The sequence below is a fragment of the Peribacillus deserti genome, assembly GCF_002863585.1.
GTDB lineage: Bacteria > Bacillota > Bacilli > Bacillales > DSM-1321 > Paraperibacillus > Paraperibacillus deserti_A.
This window is the reverse complement of sequence record NZ_PGUY01000001.1, coordinates 21905-43497: the sequence shown is the minus strand read 5'-3', so window position 1 is coordinate 43497 and position 21593 is coordinate 21905. Positions and strand designations below refer to the sequence as shown.

At 41.6% G+C, this 21593-nt stretch carries 24 protein-coding genes and 1 riboswitch; of the genes, 15 read left to right on the top strand and 9 right to left on the bottom strand.

From position 1 onward, the window contains the following. The first annotated feature begins 16 nt into the window (after positions 1-16). From CUU66_RS00225 to CUU66_RS00210, 3 genes are all read left to right on the top strand, one after another. Entirely contained in the window at positions 17-766 is a 750-nt protein-coding gene (locus CUU66_RS00225) for a sirohydrochlorin chelatase (RefSeq protein WP_101639673.1), read from the top strand. Further along, positions 754-1371, top strand: a complete 618-nt coding sequence (locus CUU66_RS00220; protein WP_101639672.1) for a precorrin-2 dehydrogenase/sirohydrochlorin ferrochelatase family protein — start codon at positions 754-756, stop codon at positions 1369-1371. The genes CUU66_RS00225 and CUU66_RS00220 overlap by 13 nt, the downstream gene beginning before the upstream one ends. Before the next feature lie 846 nt (positions 1372-2217). Then, positions 2218-4251 (top strand): catalase, encoded by a 2034-nt coding sequence (locus CUU66_RS00210; protein WP_101639670.1) that lies wholly within the window; start codon positions 2218-2220, stop codon positions 4249-4251. A 38-nt stretch (positions 4252-4289) separates the two neighbouring features. On the opposite strand, the gene CUU66_RS00205 is transcribed toward CUU66_RS00210, so the two are convergent. After that, positions 4290-5153, bottom strand: a complete 864-nt coding sequence (locus CUU66_RS00205) for an NAD(P)-dependent oxidoreductase (RefSeq protein WP_101639669.1) — start codon at positions 5151-5153, stop codon at positions 4290-4292. 133 nt (positions 5154-5286) lie between these two features. After that, the gene (locus CUU66_RS00200) at positions 5287-5502 is read right to left on the bottom strand and encodes a methionine aminopeptidase (RefSeq protein WP_101639668.1); all 216 of its coding nucleotides are present in this window, start codon (positions 5500-5502) and stop codon (positions 5287-5289) included. A gap of 312 nt (positions 5503-5814) precedes the next feature. Here CUU66_RS00200 and CUU66_RS00195 point away from each other — a divergent pair, with 312 nt between their 5' ends. The 8 genes from CUU66_RS00195 (at position 5815) to CUU66_RS00160 (ending at position 13608) form a co-directional block, all read left to right on the top strand. After that, complete coding sequence (locus CUU66_RS00195; RefSeq protein ID WP_101639667.1) at positions 5815-6285, top strand: hypothetical protein; 471 nt, start codon at positions 5815-5817, stop codon at positions 6283-6285. Positions 6286-6612: 327 nt separating this feature from the next. Then, positions 6613-7242, top strand: coding sequence for a 5-bromo-4-chloroindolyl phosphate hydrolysis family protein (locus tag CUU66_RS00190; RefSeq protein ID WP_101639666.1), 630 nt, complete (start codon positions 6613-6615; stop codon positions 7240-7242). Continuing rightward, positions 7242-8291, top strand: coding sequence for a toxic anion resistance protein (locus CUU66_RS00185; RefSeq protein WP_101639665.1), 1050 nt, complete (start codon positions 7242-7244; stop codon positions 8289-8291). Before CUU66_RS00190 ends, CUU66_RS00185 begins: the two co-directional genes overlap by 1 nt. A 79-nt stretch (positions 8292-8370) precedes the next feature. Next, a riboswitch (cyclic di-GMP riboswitch) is annotated at positions 8371-8457 on the top strand. A 46-nt stretch (positions 8458-8503) separates the two neighbouring features. Further along, positions 8504-9403, top strand: coding sequence for an amidase (locus CUU66_RS00180; protein ID WP_101639664.1), 900 nt, complete (start codon positions 8504-8506; stop codon positions 9401-9403). A gap of 147 nt (positions 9404-9550) precedes the next feature. Beyond that, on the top strand, positions 9551-10687 hold the full coding sequence (locus CUU66_RS00175) for a sensor histidine kinase (RefSeq protein WP_101639663.1): 1137 nt from the start codon (positions 9551-9553) through the stop codon (positions 10685-10687). Beyond that, the gene (locus CUU66_RS00170) at positions 10684-11283 is read left to right on the top strand and encodes a response regulator transcription factor (RefSeq protein ID WP_101639662.1); all 600 of its coding nucleotides are present in this window, start codon (positions 10684-10686) and stop codon (positions 11281-11283) included. Before CUU66_RS00175 ends, CUU66_RS00170 begins: the two co-directional genes overlap by 4 nt. 75 nt (positions 11284-11358) lie before the next feature. Next, on the top strand, positions 11359-12222 hold the full coding sequence (locus tag CUU66_RS00165; RefSeq protein WP_101639661.1) for an aldose epimerase family protein: 864 nt from the start codon (positions 11359-11361) through the stop codon (positions 12220-12222). Between the two features lie 192 nt (positions 12223-12414). Continuing rightward, positions 12415-13608 (top strand): nucleoside transporter C-terminal domain-containing protein, encoded by a 1194-nt coding sequence (locus tag CUU66_RS00160; RefSeq protein ID WP_101639660.1) that lies wholly within the window; start codon positions 12415-12417, stop codon positions 13606-13608. Positions 13609-14098: 490 nt separating this feature from the next. Here CUU66_RS00160 and CUU66_RS00155 read toward each other — a convergent pair whose 3' ends face one another. Together CUU66_RS00155 and CUU66_RS00150 are read right to left on the bottom strand one after the other, a co-directional pair. Beyond that, positions 14099-14677 carry a 3D domain-containing protein gene (locus CUU66_RS00155; protein ID WP_101639659.1) on the bottom strand — a complete coding sequence of 193 codons (579 nt, stop codon included), beginning with the start codon at positions 14675-14677 and terminating at the stop codon, positions 14099-14101. A gap of 186 nt (positions 14678-14863) precedes the next feature. Continuing rightward, positions 14864-15226: a DUF948 domain-containing protein gene (locus tag CUU66_RS00150; protein ID WP_180955091.1), complete on the bottom strand. Its 363-nt coding sequence runs from the start codon at positions 15224-15226 to the stop codon at positions 14864-14866. 208 nt (positions 15227-15434) lie between these two features. Between CUU66_RS00150 and CUU66_RS00145 the strand changes: the two genes are divergently transcribed. Then, positions 15435-16799, top strand: coding sequence for an aspartate kinase (locus tag CUU66_RS00145; protein ID WP_101639657.1), 1365 nt, complete (start codon positions 15435-15437; stop codon positions 16797-16799). 336 nt (positions 16800-17135) lie between these two features. On the opposite strand, the gene CUU66_RS00140 is transcribed toward CUU66_RS00145, so the two are convergent. The 3 genes from CUU66_RS00140 to CUU66_RS00130 form a co-directional block, all read right to left on the bottom strand. Beyond that, positions 17136-17312: a YfhD family protein gene (locus CUU66_RS00140; RefSeq protein WP_101639656.1), complete on the bottom strand. Its 177-nt coding sequence runs from the start codon at positions 17310-17312 to the stop codon at positions 17136-17138. A 101-nt stretch (positions 17313-17413) separates the two neighbouring features. Beyond that, a complete protein-coding gene (locus CUU66_RS00135; protein ID WP_180955090.1) occupies positions 17414-17524 on the bottom strand; it encodes a YfhE family protein in 111 nt (36 codons plus the stop codon). 66 nt (positions 17525-17590) lie between these two features. Continuing rightward, positions 17591-18499: a TIGR01777 family oxidoreductase gene (locus CUU66_RS00130; RefSeq protein WP_101639654.1), complete on the bottom strand. Its 909-nt coding sequence runs from the start codon at positions 18497-18499 to the stop codon at positions 17591-17593. Between the two features lie 86 nt (positions 18500-18585). On the opposite strand from CUU66_RS00130, the gene recX reads away from it, so the two are divergent. Both recX and CUU66_RS00120 read left to right on the top strand, forming a co-directional pair. After that, positions 18586-19407, top strand: a complete 822-nt coding sequence (gene recX / locus CUU66_RS00125; RefSeq protein ID WP_101639653.1) for a recombination regulator RecX — start codon at positions 18586-18588, stop codon at positions 19405-19407. Between the two features lie 29 nt (positions 19408-19436). Next, positions 19437-19757 (top strand): YfhH family protein, encoded by a 321-nt coding sequence (locus tag CUU66_RS00120; protein ID WP_101639652.1) that lies wholly within the window; start codon positions 19437-19439, stop codon positions 19755-19757. Between the two features lie 212 nt (positions 19758-19969). Here CUU66_RS00120 and sspK read toward each other — a convergent pair whose 3' ends face one another. Next, positions 19970-20122 (bottom strand): small, acid-soluble spore protein K, encoded by a 153-nt coding sequence (sspK, locus tag CUU66_RS00115; protein WP_101639651.1) that lies wholly within the window; start codon positions 20120-20122, stop codon positions 19970-19972. Between the two features lie 106 nt (positions 20123-20228). Here sspK and CUU66_RS00110 point away from each other — a divergent pair, with 106 nt between their 5' ends. Beyond that, positions 20229-20495 (top strand): YfhJ family protein, encoded by a 267-nt coding sequence (locus tag CUU66_RS00110; protein ID WP_101639650.1) that lies wholly within the window; start codon positions 20229-20231, stop codon positions 20493-20495. A gap of 43 nt (positions 20496-20538) precedes the next feature. Here the strand turns inward: CUU66_RS00110 and CUU66_RS00105 are convergent, their stop codons facing one another. Further along, positions 20539-21519, bottom strand: coding sequence for a metal-dependent hydrolase (locus CUU66_RS00105; RefSeq protein WP_101639649.1), 981 nt, complete (start codon positions 21517-21519; stop codon positions 20539-20541). Positions 21520-21593: the final 74 nt, after the last annotated feature.

Sequence of the window (21593 nt, the reverse complement as noted above, 5' to 3'; positions counted from 1 at the left end):
AAGGAGGAGCCAGTCCTTGAGAGCAATTCTTTATGTAGGCCATGGTACGCGGTCACCCCAAGGGGCTGCAGAGGCAAAGCAGTTTATACTGAAAGTCATGGAACAGGCAGCTGCTCCTATTCAAGAGATGTGTTTCTTGGAATTGACACCTCCTTTTATAGCGGAAGGCTTTGAACGCTGTATTAAAAGAGGTGCAGAACATATAACTGTTGTACCGCTTTTCCTTTTGGCTGCCGGCCATATTAAGAGTGATATACCGGAAGCCTTGGCTCCCCTTATCGAAAAGTATCCTGATGTCCCCGTTAAGATGACAGACCCTTTTGGAGTTCAGGATCGTATACTGGACGGTATTTGCGAACTGGTCCTAGCTTCAGCTGTCAGTGTTTCCCCGACGGATTCTATCCTGATTGTCGGCAGAGGAAGCAGCGACCCGGCTATTCATCAAAGCTTTGAAAGGATTGCTAGCGGAGTGCAGGACAGGCTCGGAGTAAAAGAAACCCGGGTGTGCTACTTGGCAGCGGCAGAGCCTTCATTTCGGGATGGAATAGAGAGAATAAGCATAGAACACCATGGAAGGGTTATCGTGGTCCCATACCTGCTGTTCTCGGGTCTGCTTTTAAGTGAAATAAATACAGAAGTAAGAAAGAGGCAGAGGAAGGGCCAGGATATTCATCACACAGGCCAGCTTAGCCGGCATCAAGCCATTCTGGATATTGTGGTTGATCGTACTGTTCCACAAGGGGGGAGCATTATATGCAGCCGCTGATCATTGATTTGTCTGGAAAAAAAGTTGTCATTGCGGGAGGCGGACGCATTGCTGCAAGAAAAGCAAGTGTCATTCAGCACGAAAAGCCTGACATCACATTTATTGCACCCGAGTTTTCAGAAGAAGTGCTGGAACTATCACTCGAAAATGGCTATACACTGATCCAGCGTAAAGCGGATCCTGCTGACTTTGAGCAGGCTATGCTTGTTATACTGGCAACAAATGACCGCAGTGCAAATGCGGCCCTAGCGAGCTCTCTCCCCCCTAATCAGCTGGTTTGTGTAGTGGATGAATCAGGACTAGGGAACGTTACCTTCCCGGCTACTGTCAGACGGGGACATCTGCAGGTGGCCGTTACTTCAAACGGTTCCAGTCCAAAGCTCACCCGGAAACTGAAAAGAGAACTGGATGAGCAGTTTGATGCATCATGGGAACCGTACACCGCTTTTTTGGCATCCTGCCGTACCTTAATAAAGGACCTTCCTATATCCTTTGATGAAAAGCAAGAGCAATTATGGGAACTGCTGGAGGATCGATATAGAACAGATACTCAGGCTCAAATTACTAAGTTAAAACAGCTAGAGCTTTATAGAGCAGATCCATAATCATTACTGCCGGGCCTCATGTATGAGGTCCTTTTCTAGCAATCATGTCCGGAGGCTCAAGGAGGGGCTGACTAGATATAATAAAAATATCGCCCTGACATAAACAAACGCTGCCTGAAGAAAAATATGGCTGCTTAAAGAGAGGCATGACTTGTGGGAAGTAAAGCATAACATCACGAAGAGGATCAAGGTCTGAAGAAAAACATAACATCTTCAGGAGGAGCGTAACTGCCAGATGAAAAGCATAACCCCAGGATAAGCATAACTCCAGGATAAGCATATCTGCCTGAAGAGAAGCATAACTGCCTTGAAATAATCATATCCCCCTTCAAATAAGCAAACGGCCGCCGCACATAATCATAAACCACTAAAACATAAGCATAAAACTCCAAAACATAAGCATAAAACTCCAAAACGTAAGCGTAAAACTCCAAAACATAAGCGTGAATTTCCAGCGGGTGATTAAAATCCGTTCAAACGTGGCTTAGCCCCTTTCCTTGGAGGCGGCCGAGCTCGCTTTCGACTTTCTCTTTTAAGGAAAATCATAAAAAAGTAAAAAAAGCACAATTTTATAAAATCATTCAACAAATCGGCCTTTTCTGTTTGTCATGTGTTGTTGATACTTTAGTTCCTGGGTGAGCCTGAACCCTAACTCTCTTAAACTATCAACCCGGTTTAACGTTTCATTGTATGTTGATACTTAGTGCCATTCTTCTGTTTTGTATGGCATAACCCGCTGATAGATTCTTTTGTCTGAATGTTAAAAAAAGAGCAGTTTGATTTCATTCCCTCAAGGGTACGAACAATATATAGATTTTACATAGAATTGTATGAGGGGATGACAGAGTGGCTAACGAAAATAGGAAAAATGAACAGTTGGATACATTCAGGGTGAATGATAACGGTAAAACGTTGACAACGAACCAGGGGGTAAAAGTGTCGGAGGACGAGTTTTCTTTAAAAGCTGGAGAACGGGGCCCTACTATCATGGAGGATTTTCACTTCCGCGAAAAGATGACCCACTTTGATCATGAGAGAATCCCTGAACGGATTGTACATGCACGCGGTTTTGCTGCACATGGGGAGTTTCAGGTTTATGAATCCATGAAGGAATATACTAAGGCACATTTCCTTCAGGATCCATCTGTTAAGACTCCTGTTTTTGTCCGGTTCTCAACGGTAGCCGGTTCAAGGGGATCGGCTGAGACTGTTAGGGATGCGCGAGGATTTGCCACGAAGTTTTATACACAGGAAGGGAACTATGATTTAGTTGGAAATAATATACCAGTATTTTTTATCCAGGATGCAATCAAGTTTCCTGATCTTGTACACGCGCTGAAGCCTGAGCCTCATAATGAAATTCCACAGGCTCAATCGGCACATGACACTTTTTGGGATTTTATAGCCAATAATCAGGAGTCCGCCCATATGGTGATGTGGGCGATGTCCGATCGGGCGATCCCAAGGAGCTTCCGGATGATGGAAGGTTTTGGTGTTCACACATTCCGTTTCGTAAATGAGCAGGGGAAAGCTACATTTGTGAAGTTCCATTGGAAGCCGCTTCTAGGGACGCATTCCCTTGTATGGGATGAAGCTCAAAAAATTGCCGGGAAAGATCCCGATTTTCACCGCAGGGATTTGTGGGAATCAATTGAAATGGGAAATTTCCCTGAATACGAACTAGGGGTCCAGCTTCTCGCCGAAGAGGATGAATTTAAGTTTGACTTCGACATTCTAGATCCGACAAAGCTATGGCCTGAGGAAGATATACCAGTAAAAATCATAGGAAAAATGACGTTAAACCGTAATGTGGATAACGTATTTGCTGAAACAGAGCAGGCAGCATTCCATGCAGGGCAGGTTGTACCGGGAATTGACTTTACGAATGACCCGCTATTGCAGGGCCGTTTATTCTCCTACACGGACACTCAGCTCATCCGTCTGGGAGGACCAAACTTCCATGAGCTTCCGATCAACAGGCCGGTATGTCCATTTCACAATAATCAGCGTGACGGATACGGCCGCCAAACGATAAACCGGGGACAGGTCAGCTATCACAAAAATTCTCTCGCAAATAATACCCCCGCTCCAGCCAGTGAAGCAGAGGGGGGTTATGTCCATTATCAAGAAAAGATAGAGGGCCGTAAAATCCGAAGCCGAAGTGAAAGCTTTAGGGACTTCTTTTCTCAAGCCACAATGTTCTGGAACAGTATGAGTGAGCCTGAGAAGCAACATATTATTAAAGCATTCAGCTTTGAACTAGGAAAGGTAAAGAGTAAATCTGTTCAGCAGCAAGTAGTCGATATGTTTGCAAACGTTAGTCTTGAATTAGCATCTAGCTTTGCAGAGGCTATTGGCGCAGCGCCTCCAGCAGGTGAAGGTTCCCGGGTAACAAAGTCATCACCAGCGCTCAGTCAGCTAAATACTGTGAAATCTCCAATCACACGAAAGGCCGGAGTCATTATCGGCGAGGGCTTTAATGGATCCGAGGTTTTAGCAGTGCTTAACGCACTGAACTCGGCTGGCATTCAGACGGAAGTAATCAGCGGTCATCTGGGAAGTATAAAGGGTGCGGATGATACGGAGCTTGAAGCTGTCCATACATTTTTAACAGCCGATTCTGTGTTATTCGACGCTCTTTATGCTGCCGGAGGCAGTGCGGGAAGCGCCGAATCCAAACAGCAGACAGCTTACTTTATTAATGAAGCCTTTTCTCATTATAAACCTTTAGGGGCTACTCATGAAGGTATATCCTGGATAGAGGAGAATCAATTGGACAATTATCCCGGAGTAGTTACAGGAGAAAATATGTCTCAGTTTGCGGAAGACTTCACTGAAGCCATTGCGGTCCACCGCCATTGGGACCGAAAGCTTGTATAACGAAGAACCAGAGAGCTGACGCTCTCTGGTTTTTTTCGTTACATTCTAGCAGATAAAAATTTATAGATCACTGAAAAGTCTTCTTTGCTGTATCCAAATTGTTTAGCTAAGCCGTAAATTTCCTTTGTGACATTTGCGATGGGAAGGGAAACGTTATGTTCGTAGGCTGCCTGAGACACGAGCTGCAAGTCTTTTTGCAGATGTTCAAGCGGGAATTCCGCTTCATAGTTACCATGCAGGAGCTTGTCTCTCTTGCTGTTTAGGAATGGTGCTGCGGTTACACCGCCAAGCAGGGTATTCATGACCGTCTCTTTTTCCAGACCCATAGATTGTCCCAGTGTAATGGCTTCTGAAAAAGCTGCCATTGATTGGGCAAGCATAAGATTAACCACTAATTTCATAGAAGAGCCTTTCCCGTTTTCCCCTTGATGCTGAATGGCTTTTCCCATTACTTCCATCATTGGCCTTGCTTCTTCCAAGTCTTTTTCATCACCACCGACAAGGAAGACTAGTTCTCCCTTTTCAGCTGGGATTTTAGATCCAGCGACGGGGGCATCTAGAAAACGGATGTCGCGTCTCAATGCTTCCTCCCCCATTTTTCGTGTGAAGGATGGATCTACTGTGCTGCAATCCACCCACAGCCTGCCTGCAGGAAATTCCTCCAAAAACCCATCTTTCCCAAGGGCAACAGATTCCACTACCTGAGGATTAGCCAGCATGGTAAAAATGATATCTGCCTGCTGTGCGACCTGCCGGGGGGATTCGGCCCAAATCGCGCCTTCCTTTAATAGATGATCTGCTTTAGCCTTAGAACGATTATGCAGGATGACCTCATAGCCACTCTTCAGTAGATTATTTGCCATTCGGCTTCCCATAATGCCGAGACCGATAAATCCAATCATGTAATCTAACCTCCATTTTATAAAGACCTTTTCCTGCCTGTAACTATTCTCTTATATATTTCATGATCAAGCAAAAGAAAAACATTTAAAGCCCCTCCTGCAAAGAAGGAGGGGCCTTGGAATAACGCCTTTGCTACATTTCTGCCTGGGATTCAGCCCAGTCCGAATATAAGCCGCTGCCATTGCACCCAGGGCAGTCATATACATTCGAATAATAAAATTCGTTCGGAGTATAAGAATTAAAGCCGCGTCCCCGGCAGTCAGGACAAGAGCCTAAGGCTTCCATTTCAGATAAAAACTTCTCCTGTCTTGCATGGTTCCATTCAGAGAATTTACTAAACAAGCCCACAGTATTCACCTCTGCTTTTTTCCTTATTATGTGAAAAAAGGTCGTATTTTATAATTTGTTTCTACATTTTATGTCGAATTTAGAAGAAACATCACGGCTGAATACAGATGTATATAAAAGTTTATGCAGGGATGCTGCCTAAGGATTAAAAAATTTCCAACAAAATTTCGGGATTCTTGAAACTTAATTCATTCCGAAACGTCCATATAGGTAAGAGTATTTTGGGAAAATTGGGGTAATTAGAAAATAGAGGAATGACTGTTTTTACTAGAATCATATACTGATATTAGTCAGATACTAGGAGGAGGAAATTTGAAAAAATGGCTTAGTGCATTCCTATTATTAGCAGGTCTTCTCGTTCCAGCCGTTACTTCAGCTGCAGCTTCTATCGATAAACAAACCACTTACTTTAATTCAGTTGGAACCAACAGCAAGGGAGTGTATGTGAAAGCGGACTATATTCAATGGTTCAGGGGAGAGCGTGCGAATAAGGAAGCTTACAAGGATAAGGCCTGCTACTGGGACAGAGGCAAATGCTATGCGGTGGATGACTATTATATCCGAAACGTGAATCCAAAGATCAGGACTCTTCCGGTTGCGAAAAATGCAGTGATTACCATGGTAACTTACCAGATAGAAAAAACGTATGATATTAAGAAACAAAGAATCTCTCTTTCTACCTTTAAGAAAGAGATGAAAAAATCACGTTACCGTGATATCCCTTTTCATATTGAAGTGAAGAATGGCACGATTATTAAGATTTCTGAACAATACATTCCTTAAATGAGAAAGCATATCCATAGGTTATGCTTTTTTTTTGCAAGAAAAGCCCCCTTTAGTACCAATAAGAATCATCGATTGATTTAAAAATATAGTGACAGACGTCTGGCTGAATCAAATCTACCCATTAAGTTTGAGAAATGATGTTGTCGAGAAAATAAGCCTCAAGTCTTAGCATATTTACATATCAGGGTCTATAGAAAAGCAGGCTAATTTAGTGTATCTTAAGAATATACAGGATTTTCCTTATGTTTTATATGTACTGATATGAAACCATTATCGTATTGCAACGTATGATATGAAAAGAGTCTTACGATAGGAGTCGATTATATGAACAGGATTTTCACTTTATTCGCTGCACTGTTTCTTGCTCTTCCGACTGGGGCCGCAGGGCTGCTACTCAGTTTTTTTGCTTTTGAACAGACCTTTCTTTTGTCCTTTGCCATATCACTTATCCTCGGAATTGCGGTTTATTTCTTAAGCGCGGCTGTAATGAAAATACGCTTTCTAAGAAAACACGGACTCACCAGGAAAGAATATAAGTATATTGAAAAAAACCTTGAGGAAGCAAAACGGAAAATTTTTCGTTTGAATAAAGCTCTGGTGCTGAACCGTCATATCTCCTCTATTAAACAAAGAATGGACTTGATTCGGGTAACCAGAAAAATTTACAGCCTTACAAAAAAAGAACCAAAACGTTTTTATCTTGCCAATGAATTCTATTTCTCACATCTGGATTCTGCGGTTGAACTGACAGAGAAATATAACTTTTTAGCTGCACAGCCTGTAAAGAGTGCTGAAATAGAGCAATCTCTTATTGAAACAAGACGGACAATTGATGTCCTTAGCGAATCGATTGAAAAAGATTTATATCAAATTCTTGCTAATGATGTTAATCAGCTTCAATTCGAGTTAGATGTGGCCAAGCAGACAATGAAAACAGCTCATGAAACACCTTGATGAAGGAGAAAGCGGGTGATTACTTGGACGGCAGATACAAGCTCCTTTTTCCTGCGGAAGGGCTGACCCGGGATAGCAAAGCTATGCCATCCGAATTCGGTTATATTCAAAAGGCTGATCCCGATGATCTCGAAAGTCAGATTGAGATACGGAATCACCAGAGCATCCTTTCATTCGGCCTTACCGTACAGTCAAAATTAGTGCAGATTTCCAATGCGATGCTAAAAAATGTTCAAAAGAAAGATGTCGGGGAAATAGGCGATATAATACTTGAGCTGATGAAAAAACTGAGTGAGGTGGATCCGGAGGAACTGAAGCTTTCACGTCCTTCTGTGTTCGGCCGCCTGCTGGGCAGGAAGCCCCGTCCCATTCAGGAGGTGTTGTCCCGCTTTCAAAAAGCAGGCGCAGCCATTGACCGGCTAAGCATTAAGCTTGATCGCAGCAAAGAGATTCTGTTAATGGATTTTACGGATCTAGAAAAGCTGTATGAGAGCAATCTGGTTTACTTTCACCATTTGGACGCCTATATTACCGCCGGTGAAACCAAACTGAAAGATTTGCTGCAGAAAACGATCCCTGATCTTCAGTCTTCAGCAGGCAATGCGGACCATCCAATTAAGAAGCAGGAAATCAGCGATTTTCACCAATTTGCGGAGCTGCTGGATAAACGTCTTTACGATTTAAAAATCAGCCGGGAGCTCTCCCTGCAGAGTGCGGCACAAATCCGTATGATTCAGCACTCCAATCAAGTACTGGCGGAGAAGGTGCAATCCTCCATCATGACAGTAATCCCACTGTGGAAAAACCAGATTTCTACAGCGGTAAACATGCTAAGACAGCTTCAGTCGTCAGATGCGCAAAAAAGGGGTGGAGTTTCTGATGAGGTACCTCTCAGTGTTACATCATTAAAGAACATTCACGAAACCCTTCTGTTCCAGCTTAAAGAAACGCTGAACGTCCAGGAAGATGAGAGGGCAAAACTGGATAGGGCAGAAATGGACCTTGCTGAACTGGGGAAAGGCGTGGACAAAGATACTTCCATTATATAATTGCGACTGGACAAGGGGCAGGTGACCTTGTTTTTTTCTTCAAATCTTTCTGGAACGGCCGATAATAAATACAAAGAACAAATGAAAAAGGCATACTTGTCGAAAGACCAGGACGCAAAGCTATGGGCCTAAGCAGCAATTGCTGTATGGCTGCCAAGCCGCCATTCTCCTTTTACTGAAGGAAGTGGCTATTCAGTGAAGGAGGAAAAAAATTGAAGAAGCTTTTTCTAATGACTGGTATGATAATGCTGCTGGCAGGTGGGATGTATCCGATGAGCAAACAAAAAGCATCAGCTGAAGAAACTATAGAACCCCGGTCTACCTGGTTATGGGATACAGACCAAATTGAGACAAGGGAAGAGGAACTTCTGAATTTTCTCGAAAGCCATTTTGTTACAGATGTATTTCTTCAAATTAATAGAGACATAGGGCCAGATTCATACAAACAGTTCATTCATCAAGCAAGTAATAGAAACATTAAAGTGCACGCCCTTGATGGTGCTCCTGGCTGGGTATCTCCCGGGGGCGGAGTCTATCAGCAGCTCTTTTTTGATTGGCTTCAGGACTATCAAAGCCATGTACTGCCAGAAGAAAAATTTTCTGGAGTCCACTTAGATGTGGAACCTTACCTATATGAGGGCTGGGACAGCCAGTATGGCAAGACAGTCCTGGCTTATCAGAATGTTGTGATGAGCTCCTATCAATCCTCAAAGAAGTTAGGGCTGAACCTCGCTCTAGACATCCCCTTCTGGTTTGATGAAAGGAAATACAGCAACAAATATGGAAAAGGAATTCTTTCTGAATGGATCATTAATCAAACCGATTCCGTTACGATCATGGCCTATCGTAATGCGGCTGAGGGCCCAAACGGAATTATCGGCCTTGTGCAGAATGAAATGAATTACGCCTCACTAAGGAATAAAAAGGTCTCAATAGGGATCGAAACTGCTGAATCATCTGAAGGAAACTTTCTCTCATTTTATGATTACAATCAGTCTTATATGGATAATCAATTAGAAATGGTACGGAATCAATATCAACCGTTACAGAGCTATAACGGTTTTTCCATTCATTCACTGCATAGCTGGATGATTATGAAACCAACCCCTTAGAAAACACGCTGCCAGCGTGTTTTTTTGATAACTCCCGATTACTTTAGAGAATGGACAGCAGCACATTCCTTCTCCATTACATGTTATTATGGGTAAGAGATTACTTTGTAGTTACCGGACAGTTTATTTTGAAAATGAGGTACTAACATGCTAAAAAAATATTTTGCGTTTCAGAAAATTTCAGGGATTACACCTTATTTATGGACTGTATTATGCATACTGCCTTTCTATTTTATCTTTCAATCTTCCTCAACTATTAAAATTATTGTGGGGATCTTACTGACAGTTTTATTTTTTGTTTTCTATCGGATTGCCTTCATATCTAAAGGGTGGCCCGTTTATCTTTGGACTTTAATTTTGATCGCTATTTCCATAACCTCTACCAGTCTTTTCAGCTATGTCTATTTTGCTTTTTTCCTTGCTTACTTTATCGGCAACATAAAAGATCGCATCGCCTTTTTCACTCTTTATTTTATTCATTTAATCAGTACCTCGGTGTCGATAAACTCGAGTATCCTACTGCGGGATGATCTTTTTTTAAAACAGCTTCCGTTTGTTATTGTTGCTTGGATCAGTGTTATCCTTTTACCTTTCACTCTGCATAACCGTAAAGAGCGCGGGCAGCTGGAAGAAAAGCTTGAAGATGCGAACAAGCGTATTTCGGAGCTTTCAAAATTGGAGGAACGCGAGAGGATTGCCCGGGATCTTCATGATACTCTGGGCCAGAAACTGTCTCTCATAGGATTAAAAAGTGATTTAGCAAGAAAAATAATATATAAAGATCCTGAGCAGGCACGGACAGAATTAAAGGATGTACAGCAGACCGCTAGAACGGCCTTGAACGAGGTTCGGAAAATGGTTTCTGCAATGCGGGGAATCAGATTAAAAGAAGAAATCGTACGGATCCAGCAGATTCTAAAGGCGGCAGAGATTGAATTGGTCCTCGAACAGAAACGCCCTCTGACAAAGACAACATTACTTACGGAAAATATCCTCAGCATGTGTTTGAAAGAAGCTATCAATAATGTAGTCAAGCATAGCGGTGCTACTTCCTGCTTCGTATCCATCGAACAAGCATGGAATGAAATCCGGGTTACGGTAAGAGATAACGGAATATTCAAGAATCCAGATGAAGGGCTGGCAAAAGGATACGGATTAATCGGCATGAAAGAAAGATTGGAATTTATTAACGGCAGCCTTGAGATGCAGATGACTGGGGGAACAACACTAATCATAAAAGTACCGAATGACTCAAAGCATATAGATAGGGAGGAACTTGAATGATAACCATAGTGATTGCAGAAGATCAGCAAATGCTTCTGGGAGCGTTAGGTTCATTACTGAATTTAGAAGAGGATATGAGTGTAGTGGGTAAAGCCAGTAACGGGGCAGAAGCCGTTTCTCTCGTGAACAAACTAAAGCCTGACGTATGTATAATGGATATAGAAATGCCAGGAAAGACTGGTTTAGAAGCGGCTGAAGAAATTAAGGACGCAGGATGCAGAGTTATCATTCTTACTACATTTGCAAGATCAGGGTATTTTCAGCGTGCGCTTAAAGCAGGTGTGAGCGGGTATTTATTGAAGGACAGCCCAAGTGAGGAGCTGGCAAGCTCGATAAGGTCCATTGTCGGGGGGAAACGCATTTATGCCCCTGAACTCATGGATGATGTATATGGGGAAGAGAACCCTTTGACTGACAGGGAGAAGGAAGTTCTTGAATTAGTAGCAGACGGCAAGAATACAAAAGAGATAGCAGATGAGCTGAGCATTAAAACAGGAACAGTCCGCAACTATATTTCAACCATTCTGGATAAGCTGGAAGTAAAGAATAGGATTGAAGCGATTACCCAATCCAAAGAAAAAGGCTGGTTTAAATAGATAGTTGGTTCAGTCACATAGAGGGAACCCGGGGGTTCTTTTCTAACAAACAAACTAAGGAAGGATGGTGTACATATGTATCAAATTAAACAATATGAAGATGGAGAATATAAAATCTATGAATTAACAGACATGGAGTCAGATTCATGGCTGAAGGTCGCGCCTGAAAGAGGAGGGCTTATTATCGGGTTTGGCGTGGATGGGGAAGAATTGTTGTTCCTCAATAAGGAAACTTTCTATAACAGAGATGCAAATGTAAGAGGGGGGATTCCGATTCTTTTCCCGATTTCAGGACAGTTAAACAATGGTCAATATGAATGGGGCGGACAGGTCTATTCTATGAAAAATCACGGTGTTGCCAGAAACTATCCTTGGGAAGTGGTGCGGACAAGCACGGACAATGGGGTTTCGATGACCTTGAAGCTAAGCAGTAATGAAGATACTAAGCAGTCGTTTCCGTTTGATTTTGAGCTTGAGTTCACTTACTCCCTCAAGGGCCGGACACTGACGATCACCCAGGAGTACCTTAATCATTCAGACGACAGCATGCCGATTTACGCCGGATTTCACCCTTATTTCTGGACAAAGCAGAAAGACTTACATTATACTACCGACGCACAGCACTATTTTGACTACAATGATTTGAATACGCATTCTATTGCAGAATCAATAGACCTTTCAGATAAAAAGGAATCATTGGCTTTGATTGATTCGAGCAACCGAGAAATTGGTTTTGAGCTGCCAGATACACACAAACATATAACCATGCAATACGGTCCAGAATTTAAATACATATATTTATGGTCGGAAGCGGACCAGGATTTCATTTGTGTAGAGCCCTGGATGGCTAGAACCGGAGAATTGCACCGTAAACAGGAATTAGTAGAAATAGGTCCGCGTGAATCATTAAGTACGTTTCTGAAAATTTCAGCGGGCTGATCCGGTTCCTGTGTAGCGGATTTCTCATTTATCTGGATTTATAGAATAAAAGCAGATTCCTTTTCTTTGTTCTTTGTATATTATTCGAATCTCTTTATCAAGCTCTTCTTCTCATTGCTCTGCCAATCAGCAGGTATGGGAATAAGAGCTTTTTTTGTAGGAAAGAATAATCTTCAGGAGTTGATCACACACATGTTCTTTCTTTTAAATTTGTTAGGTGTATTTGTCGTTCTTGGTTTAGTATTTCTCTGTTCGCCAAATAAGAAAAAAGTAAAGTGGAAATCCATCATTATTTTACTTGTAGTAGAAGCTCTCATTACCTGGTTTATGCTGGGGACCCGGGTAGGAAGCTGGGTTATTAACCAAATCGCTGCATTTTTCACCTGGCTGATTTCATGTGCCTCTCAAGGGATTTCATTCGTTTTCCCGTCTGCTATGGCCAATGAAAATGTAGACTTCTTTTTCAGTGCCTTAATGCCCATCATATTTATCATTACATTCTTTGATATATTATCGTATTTTGGCATATTAACCTGGCTTATTGATAAAGTAGGCTGGGTCATTTCTAAGATTTCCGGACTTCCCAAACTTGAGAGTTTCTTCTCCATTCAAATGATGTTCCTTGGAAACACGGAAGCATTGGCTGTTATCCGCCAGCAGTTATCTGTGTTAAAAGAACACCGGCTGCTGACTTTCGGAATCATGAGTATGAGCAGTATCAGCGGATCCATCATAGGAGCCTATCTGTCCATGGTTCCCGCCCAGTACGTGTTTGCGGCCATTCCTTTGAATTGCCTAAATGCACTCCTAATAGCGAGTATCCTTAATCCCGGGGATGTCAGCAAGGAAGAAGATATTGTATATGTACCGCCAAAAGAAGAAAGAAAAGACTTCTTCTCCACCATTTCCAACAGTATGCTGGTTGGAATCAACATGGTAATCGTTATTGCCGCGATGGTGATCGGCTATGTAGCATTAACGGCAGCGCTAAATGGGATCTTAGGCTTCATTGTACACGGTCTGACCATCCAAAAGATTTTCTCAATTATCTTCAGTCCGTTTGCATATCTGCTGGGATTATCAGGAAGCGACGCCCTGTATGTCGCCCAATTAATGGGAATCAAGATTACAACAAACGAATTTGTAGCCATGCTGGATATCAAGGACCGCCTTAAAGACCTGGACGAGCATACTATCGCAGTAGCGGTAACATTCCTGACCTCATTCGCCAACTTCAGCACAGTGGGCATGATTTACGGAACCTACAACTCCATACTAAGCGAAGAAAAATCAGGAATCATCGGAAAAAACGTATGGAAACTATTAGTGAGCGGAATAGGCGTATCACTATTGAGCGCCATGCTGGTGGGATTATTTGTGTGGTAAGGGAAATAGGGGACTGTCCCCAATTTCCCCTTGGTATAACTAAATTAAGTAAAATTAGGTAAACTTTGTAATCTTATCCGCTTAGTTCAACAGCAAAATACCTGGAGTCAATTCAGAGTATCTCTATACGTGCATTCATTGTAGGGGTTTTTTAGTTGAAGACACGAATTCAAAAGCACATATAAAATGGGTAACGGACAGCCATTTTAAGAGCTGTTTTTAAAAATCTAAATAAATTATAAGAGTGACCCTTTAAATAAAGAGTAAGTACTTAAATATAAGAAAGACTCTAGCAAATAAAATTTGGCAGTTTACAAGGGCCGTTTTTTTATGGGGATAACAACATTATGAGTCGTTTGAATATTTTAGAGGGGAAATTAAGAAGGATTCCCGCAGACAACACTCAATGTTACCATCTGCGCGCGTAATATTAATCAAGTCATATAAAAAAACCAGCCTACAGTAAAGGAGGCTGGTTCGTCAATTTCTATTATTTCATTACTTTAATCTTAACTGTTTTTCTTCCCCATTGAATGGCTTTTGATTTGCTTGAGATAAAGACATCGATCTTTTTCCCTTTAACCGCACTTCCTTTGTCGGCAGCTACTGCATATCCATAGCCTGGTACATATACTTTAGAGCCAAGCGGGATGATTCGTGGATCCACTGAAATAGCTTTAGCATTAGGGTTCTTTTTTAGGTTTAGGCCTGTAGCTGTGATTCCGCTGCAGCCTCCGCAGCTTGCTGTGTAAGCTGTTGCGGTAACCGTTATTTCTTTATAAGCAGGTGCCTTTGCTTTTGGCGCTGGCTTTGCCTTTGATACTGCTTTTGCTGTTTTTACAGCAGGTTTGGCAGCAGATAGTTTTAAGATTTGTTTTGGTTTGATTCGATCAGAAGATAGTTTGTTCAAGCTTTTTAGCTTCGCTACAGATATATGGTATTTTTTCGAGATTCCCCAAAGGGTATCTCCTGATTTAACTGAATATGTATTAGAACTAGCCGAAGCAACTCCAGAGACTCCAAATGTCAACATCATTATCATACTTACAAAGATAGATATTTTTTTCAAGACTTCTAATCTCCTTTTCTTTGTTTCGTAGGAATAGAATAACAATGTTGTGTGACAGGAATGTTTCAGAGGATTGCTATTTTTGTTACAAAAAAGAGACAAGTTGTGCAGTTTAACGTAATACTAACGGGAAGCGATAAGATTTGACAAATTTTTTATGATATTACAAACAAAAAAAGCGGGGGATTATCCCCGCCCGTAGCTGGCTAGCAGCTTTTTCGTTTTGCTGCTAGGCTTTTTATCTGCTTTAGATTCAGGTTTGAATCTTTTCCATAGCTGAATGATCGGCTTAGGTGTCTGCTTTGCATTTTCGATCGTAGACGTTACAGCTTCCTTCTTTACCTGGATATCGGTCATAAGCTGCTGCTGATTTTCTGTTAATTGTGTGGACTCTACTTTTATTGTGTCTGTTTTCTGCTGAAGACGTGCAGCTGTTTCTGAGAGAGAGTTGATGGCCGGCTTAACTCTTTTGAACGTTTTGAATGCATAAACCCCAAGGAACACAAGCGATAGCACAATGGCAGCCAGACTTATATAAACAATTACCATTTTTTCTCCTCCTGTACGTATAATTCTATCTCTGCTTATCTTTACCCGGTTTAATAAAGAAATAACACCTAAATATTGGGATATTTCCTCTTGTGTCGTTAGGAAAGATACATTTGTATTCATGAAGTGGAATTTTACCTTGATTCTTCCCCTGAAAAGATTATAATTAAATATAATTTTCAGAATAATTCAGGAGGGAGTTGTAGAAATGAAAGTTGTTAAGTTCGGCGGGTCTTCATTGGCATCGGGGGAACAATTTGAAAAGGTATATCATATTGTTTTATCTGACGCGGCACGAAAGATTATAGTTGTATCGGCTCCCGGTAAAAGGCATAAATCGGATAAAAAAGTTACAGACCTGCTTATTGAAAATGCGGATTATTATTTAACATACCGTGAAATCAACGAAGGACTTCTCGAACAGGTAGTGGGAAGGTTTTATTCTATCGCCGTTGAATTGGGAATTTACACAGATATCATCTCGGACATACGTGCTGATATTATAGCCAGGCTTACAATGAGTATCAGTAATAATAAGAAATATATGGATAGAGTTAAGGCTGGTGGAGAAGACAATACAGCAAGGTTATTAGCTGCTTATTTTAATTCAAAGGGTAAGGAGGCTCATTACATAAATCCTTTGGAGGCAGGGCTGTTTGTAACAGACCAGCCGGGTAATGCGCAGGTGCTTGCTGAATCGTACGAAAACCTTGCATCCTTGAAAGAAAAATCTGGAATTCTCGTTTTCCCAGGCTTCTTTGGGTACAGTAAAAGCGGGGAGATCCTGACTTTTTCAAGAAGCGGTTCAGATATAACGGGTTCAATTCTTGCAAATGCGATCCATGCTGAACTATATGAAAATTTCACGGACGTCGACGCAGTTTATTCAGTAAATCCTATCACTGTAAGAAACCCGAAAGAAATCCGTGAGCTGACATATAGGGAAATGAGAGAATTATCATATGCAGGATTTAGTGTTCTCCATGATGAAGCATTAATACCTGCCTATCGTGCGGGAATTCCTGTTCACATCAAAAATACGAATAATCCTTCAGCTCCGGGTACAAAAATTGTAAACCAGCGTACTATTACGAATGGACCAGTGATCGGTATTGCCAGCGCTAAAGGATTTTGCAGCATATACGTGAGCAAGTATTTAATGAATCGTGAGCTGGGGTTTGGGAGAAAACTTCTTCAAATTCTTGAAGATTTTAATTTATCGTATGAACATTCTCCTTCAGGGATTGATGATATTTCGATTATTTTACGCCAGAATGAAATTGGAAATGAAATGGAAGAGGCTATTAGGAATCGAGTTTTCACTGAGCTGGAAGCGGATGAAGTGAAAATAGAAAGAAATTTAGCTCTTATCATGATCGTTGGCGAGGGAATGCGCCATAATGTGGGTACGACTGCCAGAGCATCAAGGGCACTAGCCCATTGTGGAGTAAATATTGAAATGATCAATCAAGGGTCATCAGAGGTCAGCATGATGTTCGGTGTAAAAGAAGTCGATGAAGACAGAGCGGTACACTCACTATACGAGGAGTTCTTTGTTTCTGTTTCGGTTTAGCAATGGTTAGAGAATCTTAAAAATATATGGTCTATAAGGAAGATTCATCACGGAAAATGGGACTCCCTGGTGTTGGAAGTTATTCACTGGGATATCCACAGACTCAGTGCCTGAATATCAAGTAATCAACAGGTTATTCACATTATCCACAAAAAGGTAGGGGAGGGTATTGTGGATAACAGTTGTTATCTGGAACTTTAGTCTCGAGATGAATAGGGGTCTATCCACAAATATCAAATTACCTTGTGGATAAATTAACAGATGATTTAGAATTTTCATCCGGATTAAAGATAGAAAGAGCAGGGATCTACCCTGCTCTTCGTTACTTGTTTTGCCTCATTTTTGCTTTGCCCGCTGGTCCGCTGCTTTAGAACGGGCCTGAGCTTCCATATCATCTGTGTCGGCTAAGCTTTCAGAAAATTCCACATCAATACCGTCGTGTTTGAGCTCTTTTGGTGTCAGCGGTAAGTTCTGTTTGTTTCTGCTATGGTTACGGCCTCGGGAACGTGCCATTAGAATGCCTCCTCCAAATGATGATGACTTGGAAGGCTTTTACCTTCCTTCTAATAGAATTTTCCTCAAGGCCACTCTCTATGTATGGTAAATAAGACAGGTTATTTTGTAAAACCTGCAGCGCGGTCAGCTTTTTTGAATTCTCTTTTGTAGGTAACTTCCTGCATGCTGGTTAAATAGCTTTTTTGTTTATCATTGCGTTTCTTTTCCATCATTACCATCTCCTTTTAAGTGATAATACCCATTTTTCCCTCTGCTAAAAAAATCATACATGTTCATTACTTCTTCAAAATTTCACAAAGTGCCTGCATAAGCTCTGGGAAGCGGTAGGTGAAGTGTTTAGATAATAATTTTTCAGGTACCGCTTTTTGACCCTCAAGAACAAGCATGCTCATTTCGCCTAACCCCAGTTTGAGTGCAACGGAGGGAACTGGCAGCCAATGAGGTCTTTTTAATGCCTTTCCTATTGTTCGACCGAATTCATCCATTCGGACTGGGTTTGGTGCGGTCAAATTGACGGGTCCGCTTATGTCGTTATGTAATAACAAAAATAAAAGAGCACGGGCAGCATCTTCAGCATGGATCCATGACATCCATTGTTTACCGCTGCCGATTTTTCCACCAAATAATAGTTTGTAGGGAAGAAGCATTTTTGGCAAAGCACCCGCATCTTTTCCTAATACAATTCCAAACCTGGCCAGGACCGTCCGGACCTTAAACTGTTCAGCCTTTAGCGCCTCGGATTCCCATTGATAGACTGTTTGAGCAAGGAAGTCGGATCCAGCTTCTGTAGTACTTTCGTCAAAGGTGTTGTCCAAGGATGTGCCATAGAAGCCGATCGCACTTGCGTTAATCAGAACATCAGGCTTTTTTTTCATGAAACTGATGAGACGGTTGATCTCCCTTGTAGTTGAAATCCTGCTGGCCAAAATTTTATTTTTTTGCTGCGGAGTCCATCTACCTGCATTTAACGATTCACCGGACAAGTTAATGATTGCATGGATCTGTGGGAGGCTAAATTCAGGACGGTTGGGGCCGCTCAGCCATTGAATATATACAACGGACTTTTCTTCCTTATATCGATGAGGATTTCTTGTAAGAATATAAAGCTGATGTCCTTCGTTAACCAGCAAACGCATAAGCTGACTGCCTACGAAACCAGTTCCTCCAGCGAGTACAATGTTCATATGATCCCTCCTGAAATGATTATTCGTGCTTACTAGAAGAAAACCCTTTAAGAATATGGTACATTATGAACATGGGGGTGTTGTATGTGGCCCGTATTTCAAAGATAACCGCTCAAAAAAAACGGGCGGACCGATTTAATATTTTTATCGATAAAGGAAAAGGCGAGGAATATGCTTTTAGCGTTGATGAAGATGTCCTCATTAAATTTGATTTAAAAAAAGGCAAAGAGATAAATGAGTTCGATTTCATAGAGATTGGTTTTCAAGAAGATATTCAAAAAGGACTAAATCAGGCTCTTCATTATTTATCCCATCGGATGAGGACTGAAACGGAAATAAGGACCCTTTTGAAGAAAAAGGAATATGGAGACCATGTTATCCAGGAAGTGATCCATAAACTGTATGGATATAATTATTTGGATGATTCTCAATTTGCAATAGCTTATGTCCGTACCCAAATGAACAGCAGTGTAAAGGGCAAAGGGATCATTTATAAAGAGCTGAAGGAGAAGGGGATATCCGAGCAGAATATCCAAACCGGCTTAAAGGAATATTCTTATGAAATGGAACTGGAAAACGCCCTGAAACTGGCTGAAAAAACAGTTAAACAGGCGAAAAGCTCCTCAGCACGTGAAAGCAGGCAGAAAACGGAGCTGGCACTAATGAGAAAAGGTTTTTCCTCTGATATCATTCAGGAAGCAATCAGAGGGATTTCTTTTGAAAAAGATGTAGATGACGAGTGGGACGCAATACTTGTTCAAGGAATGAAAGCACATAGGAGATATCAGAAGTTCACAGGATTTGAATATCGGCAAAAAATGAAACAGGCGTTATACCGAAAGGGCTTTGCCTCGGAGCTTATCGACCGGTTCCTTGATGAAGGAATTGAAGACTTTCAAAATCATTAATCTATTGGCAGCTGAAAGAAGGGGAACCAATGAGTGAGAAGAGATATAGTACGTTGACAGCTTATGAATTGCAGCAGGAGATAAATACCCTTAATGAAAAGGCAAGAAAAGCCGAACAAATGGGTATGGTAAATGAATATGCCGTTTTAGAAAGAAAGGCAGCAATGGCAAAAGCTTACCTGCTGAATCCGGATGATTTTAAACCAGGAGAATTGTATGAGATTGAAGGTGCTCCGGGAGAATACTTTAAAATCCAATATTTGAACGGAGTGTTTGCTTGGGGCTATCGTTTAACCGGAAGCAATCACGAAGAAGCCCTTCCCATATCACTCTTGAAGGAAGTAAAATAACCGGCCCTGGAAGCCGGTTTTTATAAACAAGGGTCAGCTTTTCAGTGAACCCTCAACATTCGTTCCAAAATCAGTTACATTTTGCGGAAGCCTATCCAAACCAAATGTTTTAGCCTTGGCATGTCTAGGACCATGGCGATGTTTAAATGGAGCCGGCCGATGATGATGGCTTTTCATAAAAAGTCACTCTCCGTCACACCAATTTTAAAATTCTAACGAGCTCTTAAAGAGGAAGCTTTCATACGTTCCTGCGGATGTGTATTGATGGTTCCGTCAGGACGTTTAGAGGCGTATTCAGCCTTAGCTCTTGGTCCTGCGTCATTGCCATGGACGTCACCTGGGAAGATTCGATCTTTGTTGCTCATATGTTTGTCCTCCTTTTTGAATGCAATGCTGTTCGCCTAATCTTAGTATGAGTTAATCAAAATGAAGTATGTTTTATAAAATAAGGAACAGGTGGTGTAAGGATGTATGAATAATTATATCGAGGTGCTTACAAATCTCCTCCTTGAGAAGAATTCAAAATTGTCATCAACCAAAGCGAAGACCTGGGTCGAGCTGCTTTGGGAGGACTTTGAGGCTACATATGCTAAAGCCGGTCATGAATATCGGGGCAGTGAGATGACCGAGAAATATGTCAGGCAATTTATTGAAAGTTATGGAGGAAGGCTGCACGAATTCATGGCCAATAATCCTAAATATAAGCACTTATTGGATGGGGAAGATGAAGTACATTAAAAAAGCTGGCTCTCATTATTGAGCCAGCTTTTTTACAGGCCGATCAGCCTGGGAGTATATCCAATTTCTTTCTGAGTTTTTCCTCACTAAAAATCCAACCGGTGTAAGAATTAATGATATTCAAGTTCTTATCTAGATGGACAACGGCGACAAATGGATAATATCCGTTACTTCTGTATCTTAAATCGATAAATCGGACCTCCGATATATCCTTCCCTTCTTTTATCTCAAATCGGTAGACGGGTGAAAAAGACAAAAAGGCTGATAGGTTTTTATCGTGCTTTGCGGCATCCAGCACTTTGCTCTCAGGCAAAGGAACACGCTCGAACGTATCCAGAATCGTTAATGCCCGGTCATGTGACCTCGCCACTATGAATTCTTTTTCTGTAAGAATTGCGATCCGCCATCTATGGAATCTTAACGTAGGTGATATAATAATCTTCTTAGCATCTGGCAGGATCTTTAATACAGAATGCTTTACTTTATTCCGTTCAATAAACCTCAGCACATAGTAAATCACAATAATGATATACATCGCTACAAAAGTTGGACCTGGAGGAAGACCAAAACCCCAGAGAATAATTCCGGCGATATGAATGCCGAATATGATAGGATCAAAGGTGTTTATTATTCCAAAAGCGACCCACTTTGATGAGAAAGGCCTTATTGCCTGCGTCCCATACGCATTAAACAGATCGACAAAAACATGAAGCGCAACGGCAAAGAACGTCCACATCCATAAATGCAGGAAATTGACTTCAGGAAAAATGATTGCGAGGAAACCAGATATTAACAGCGGCCAAAACAAAACCGCTGGTATAGAATGGGTAATGCCTCTATGGTTCCTAATATAAACAGCGTTATTTCTTAGCTTTAATACGGTATCGATATCCGGAGCTTGCTGGCCTAAGATTGCGCCAAACAGAACAGCCTGAGCTGTTACAGAATGCTCCCCGATGGCTGGGTCCAGCGTAGCCAGACCACCAATTGCGATGCCCATAACAAAATGTGTTCCAGTATCCAATAGGCCACCTCCTAACCGCAAATGTGTAAAGTATTACATCTGAACGTTCTTTATTATATCTTGGATGATTCGAA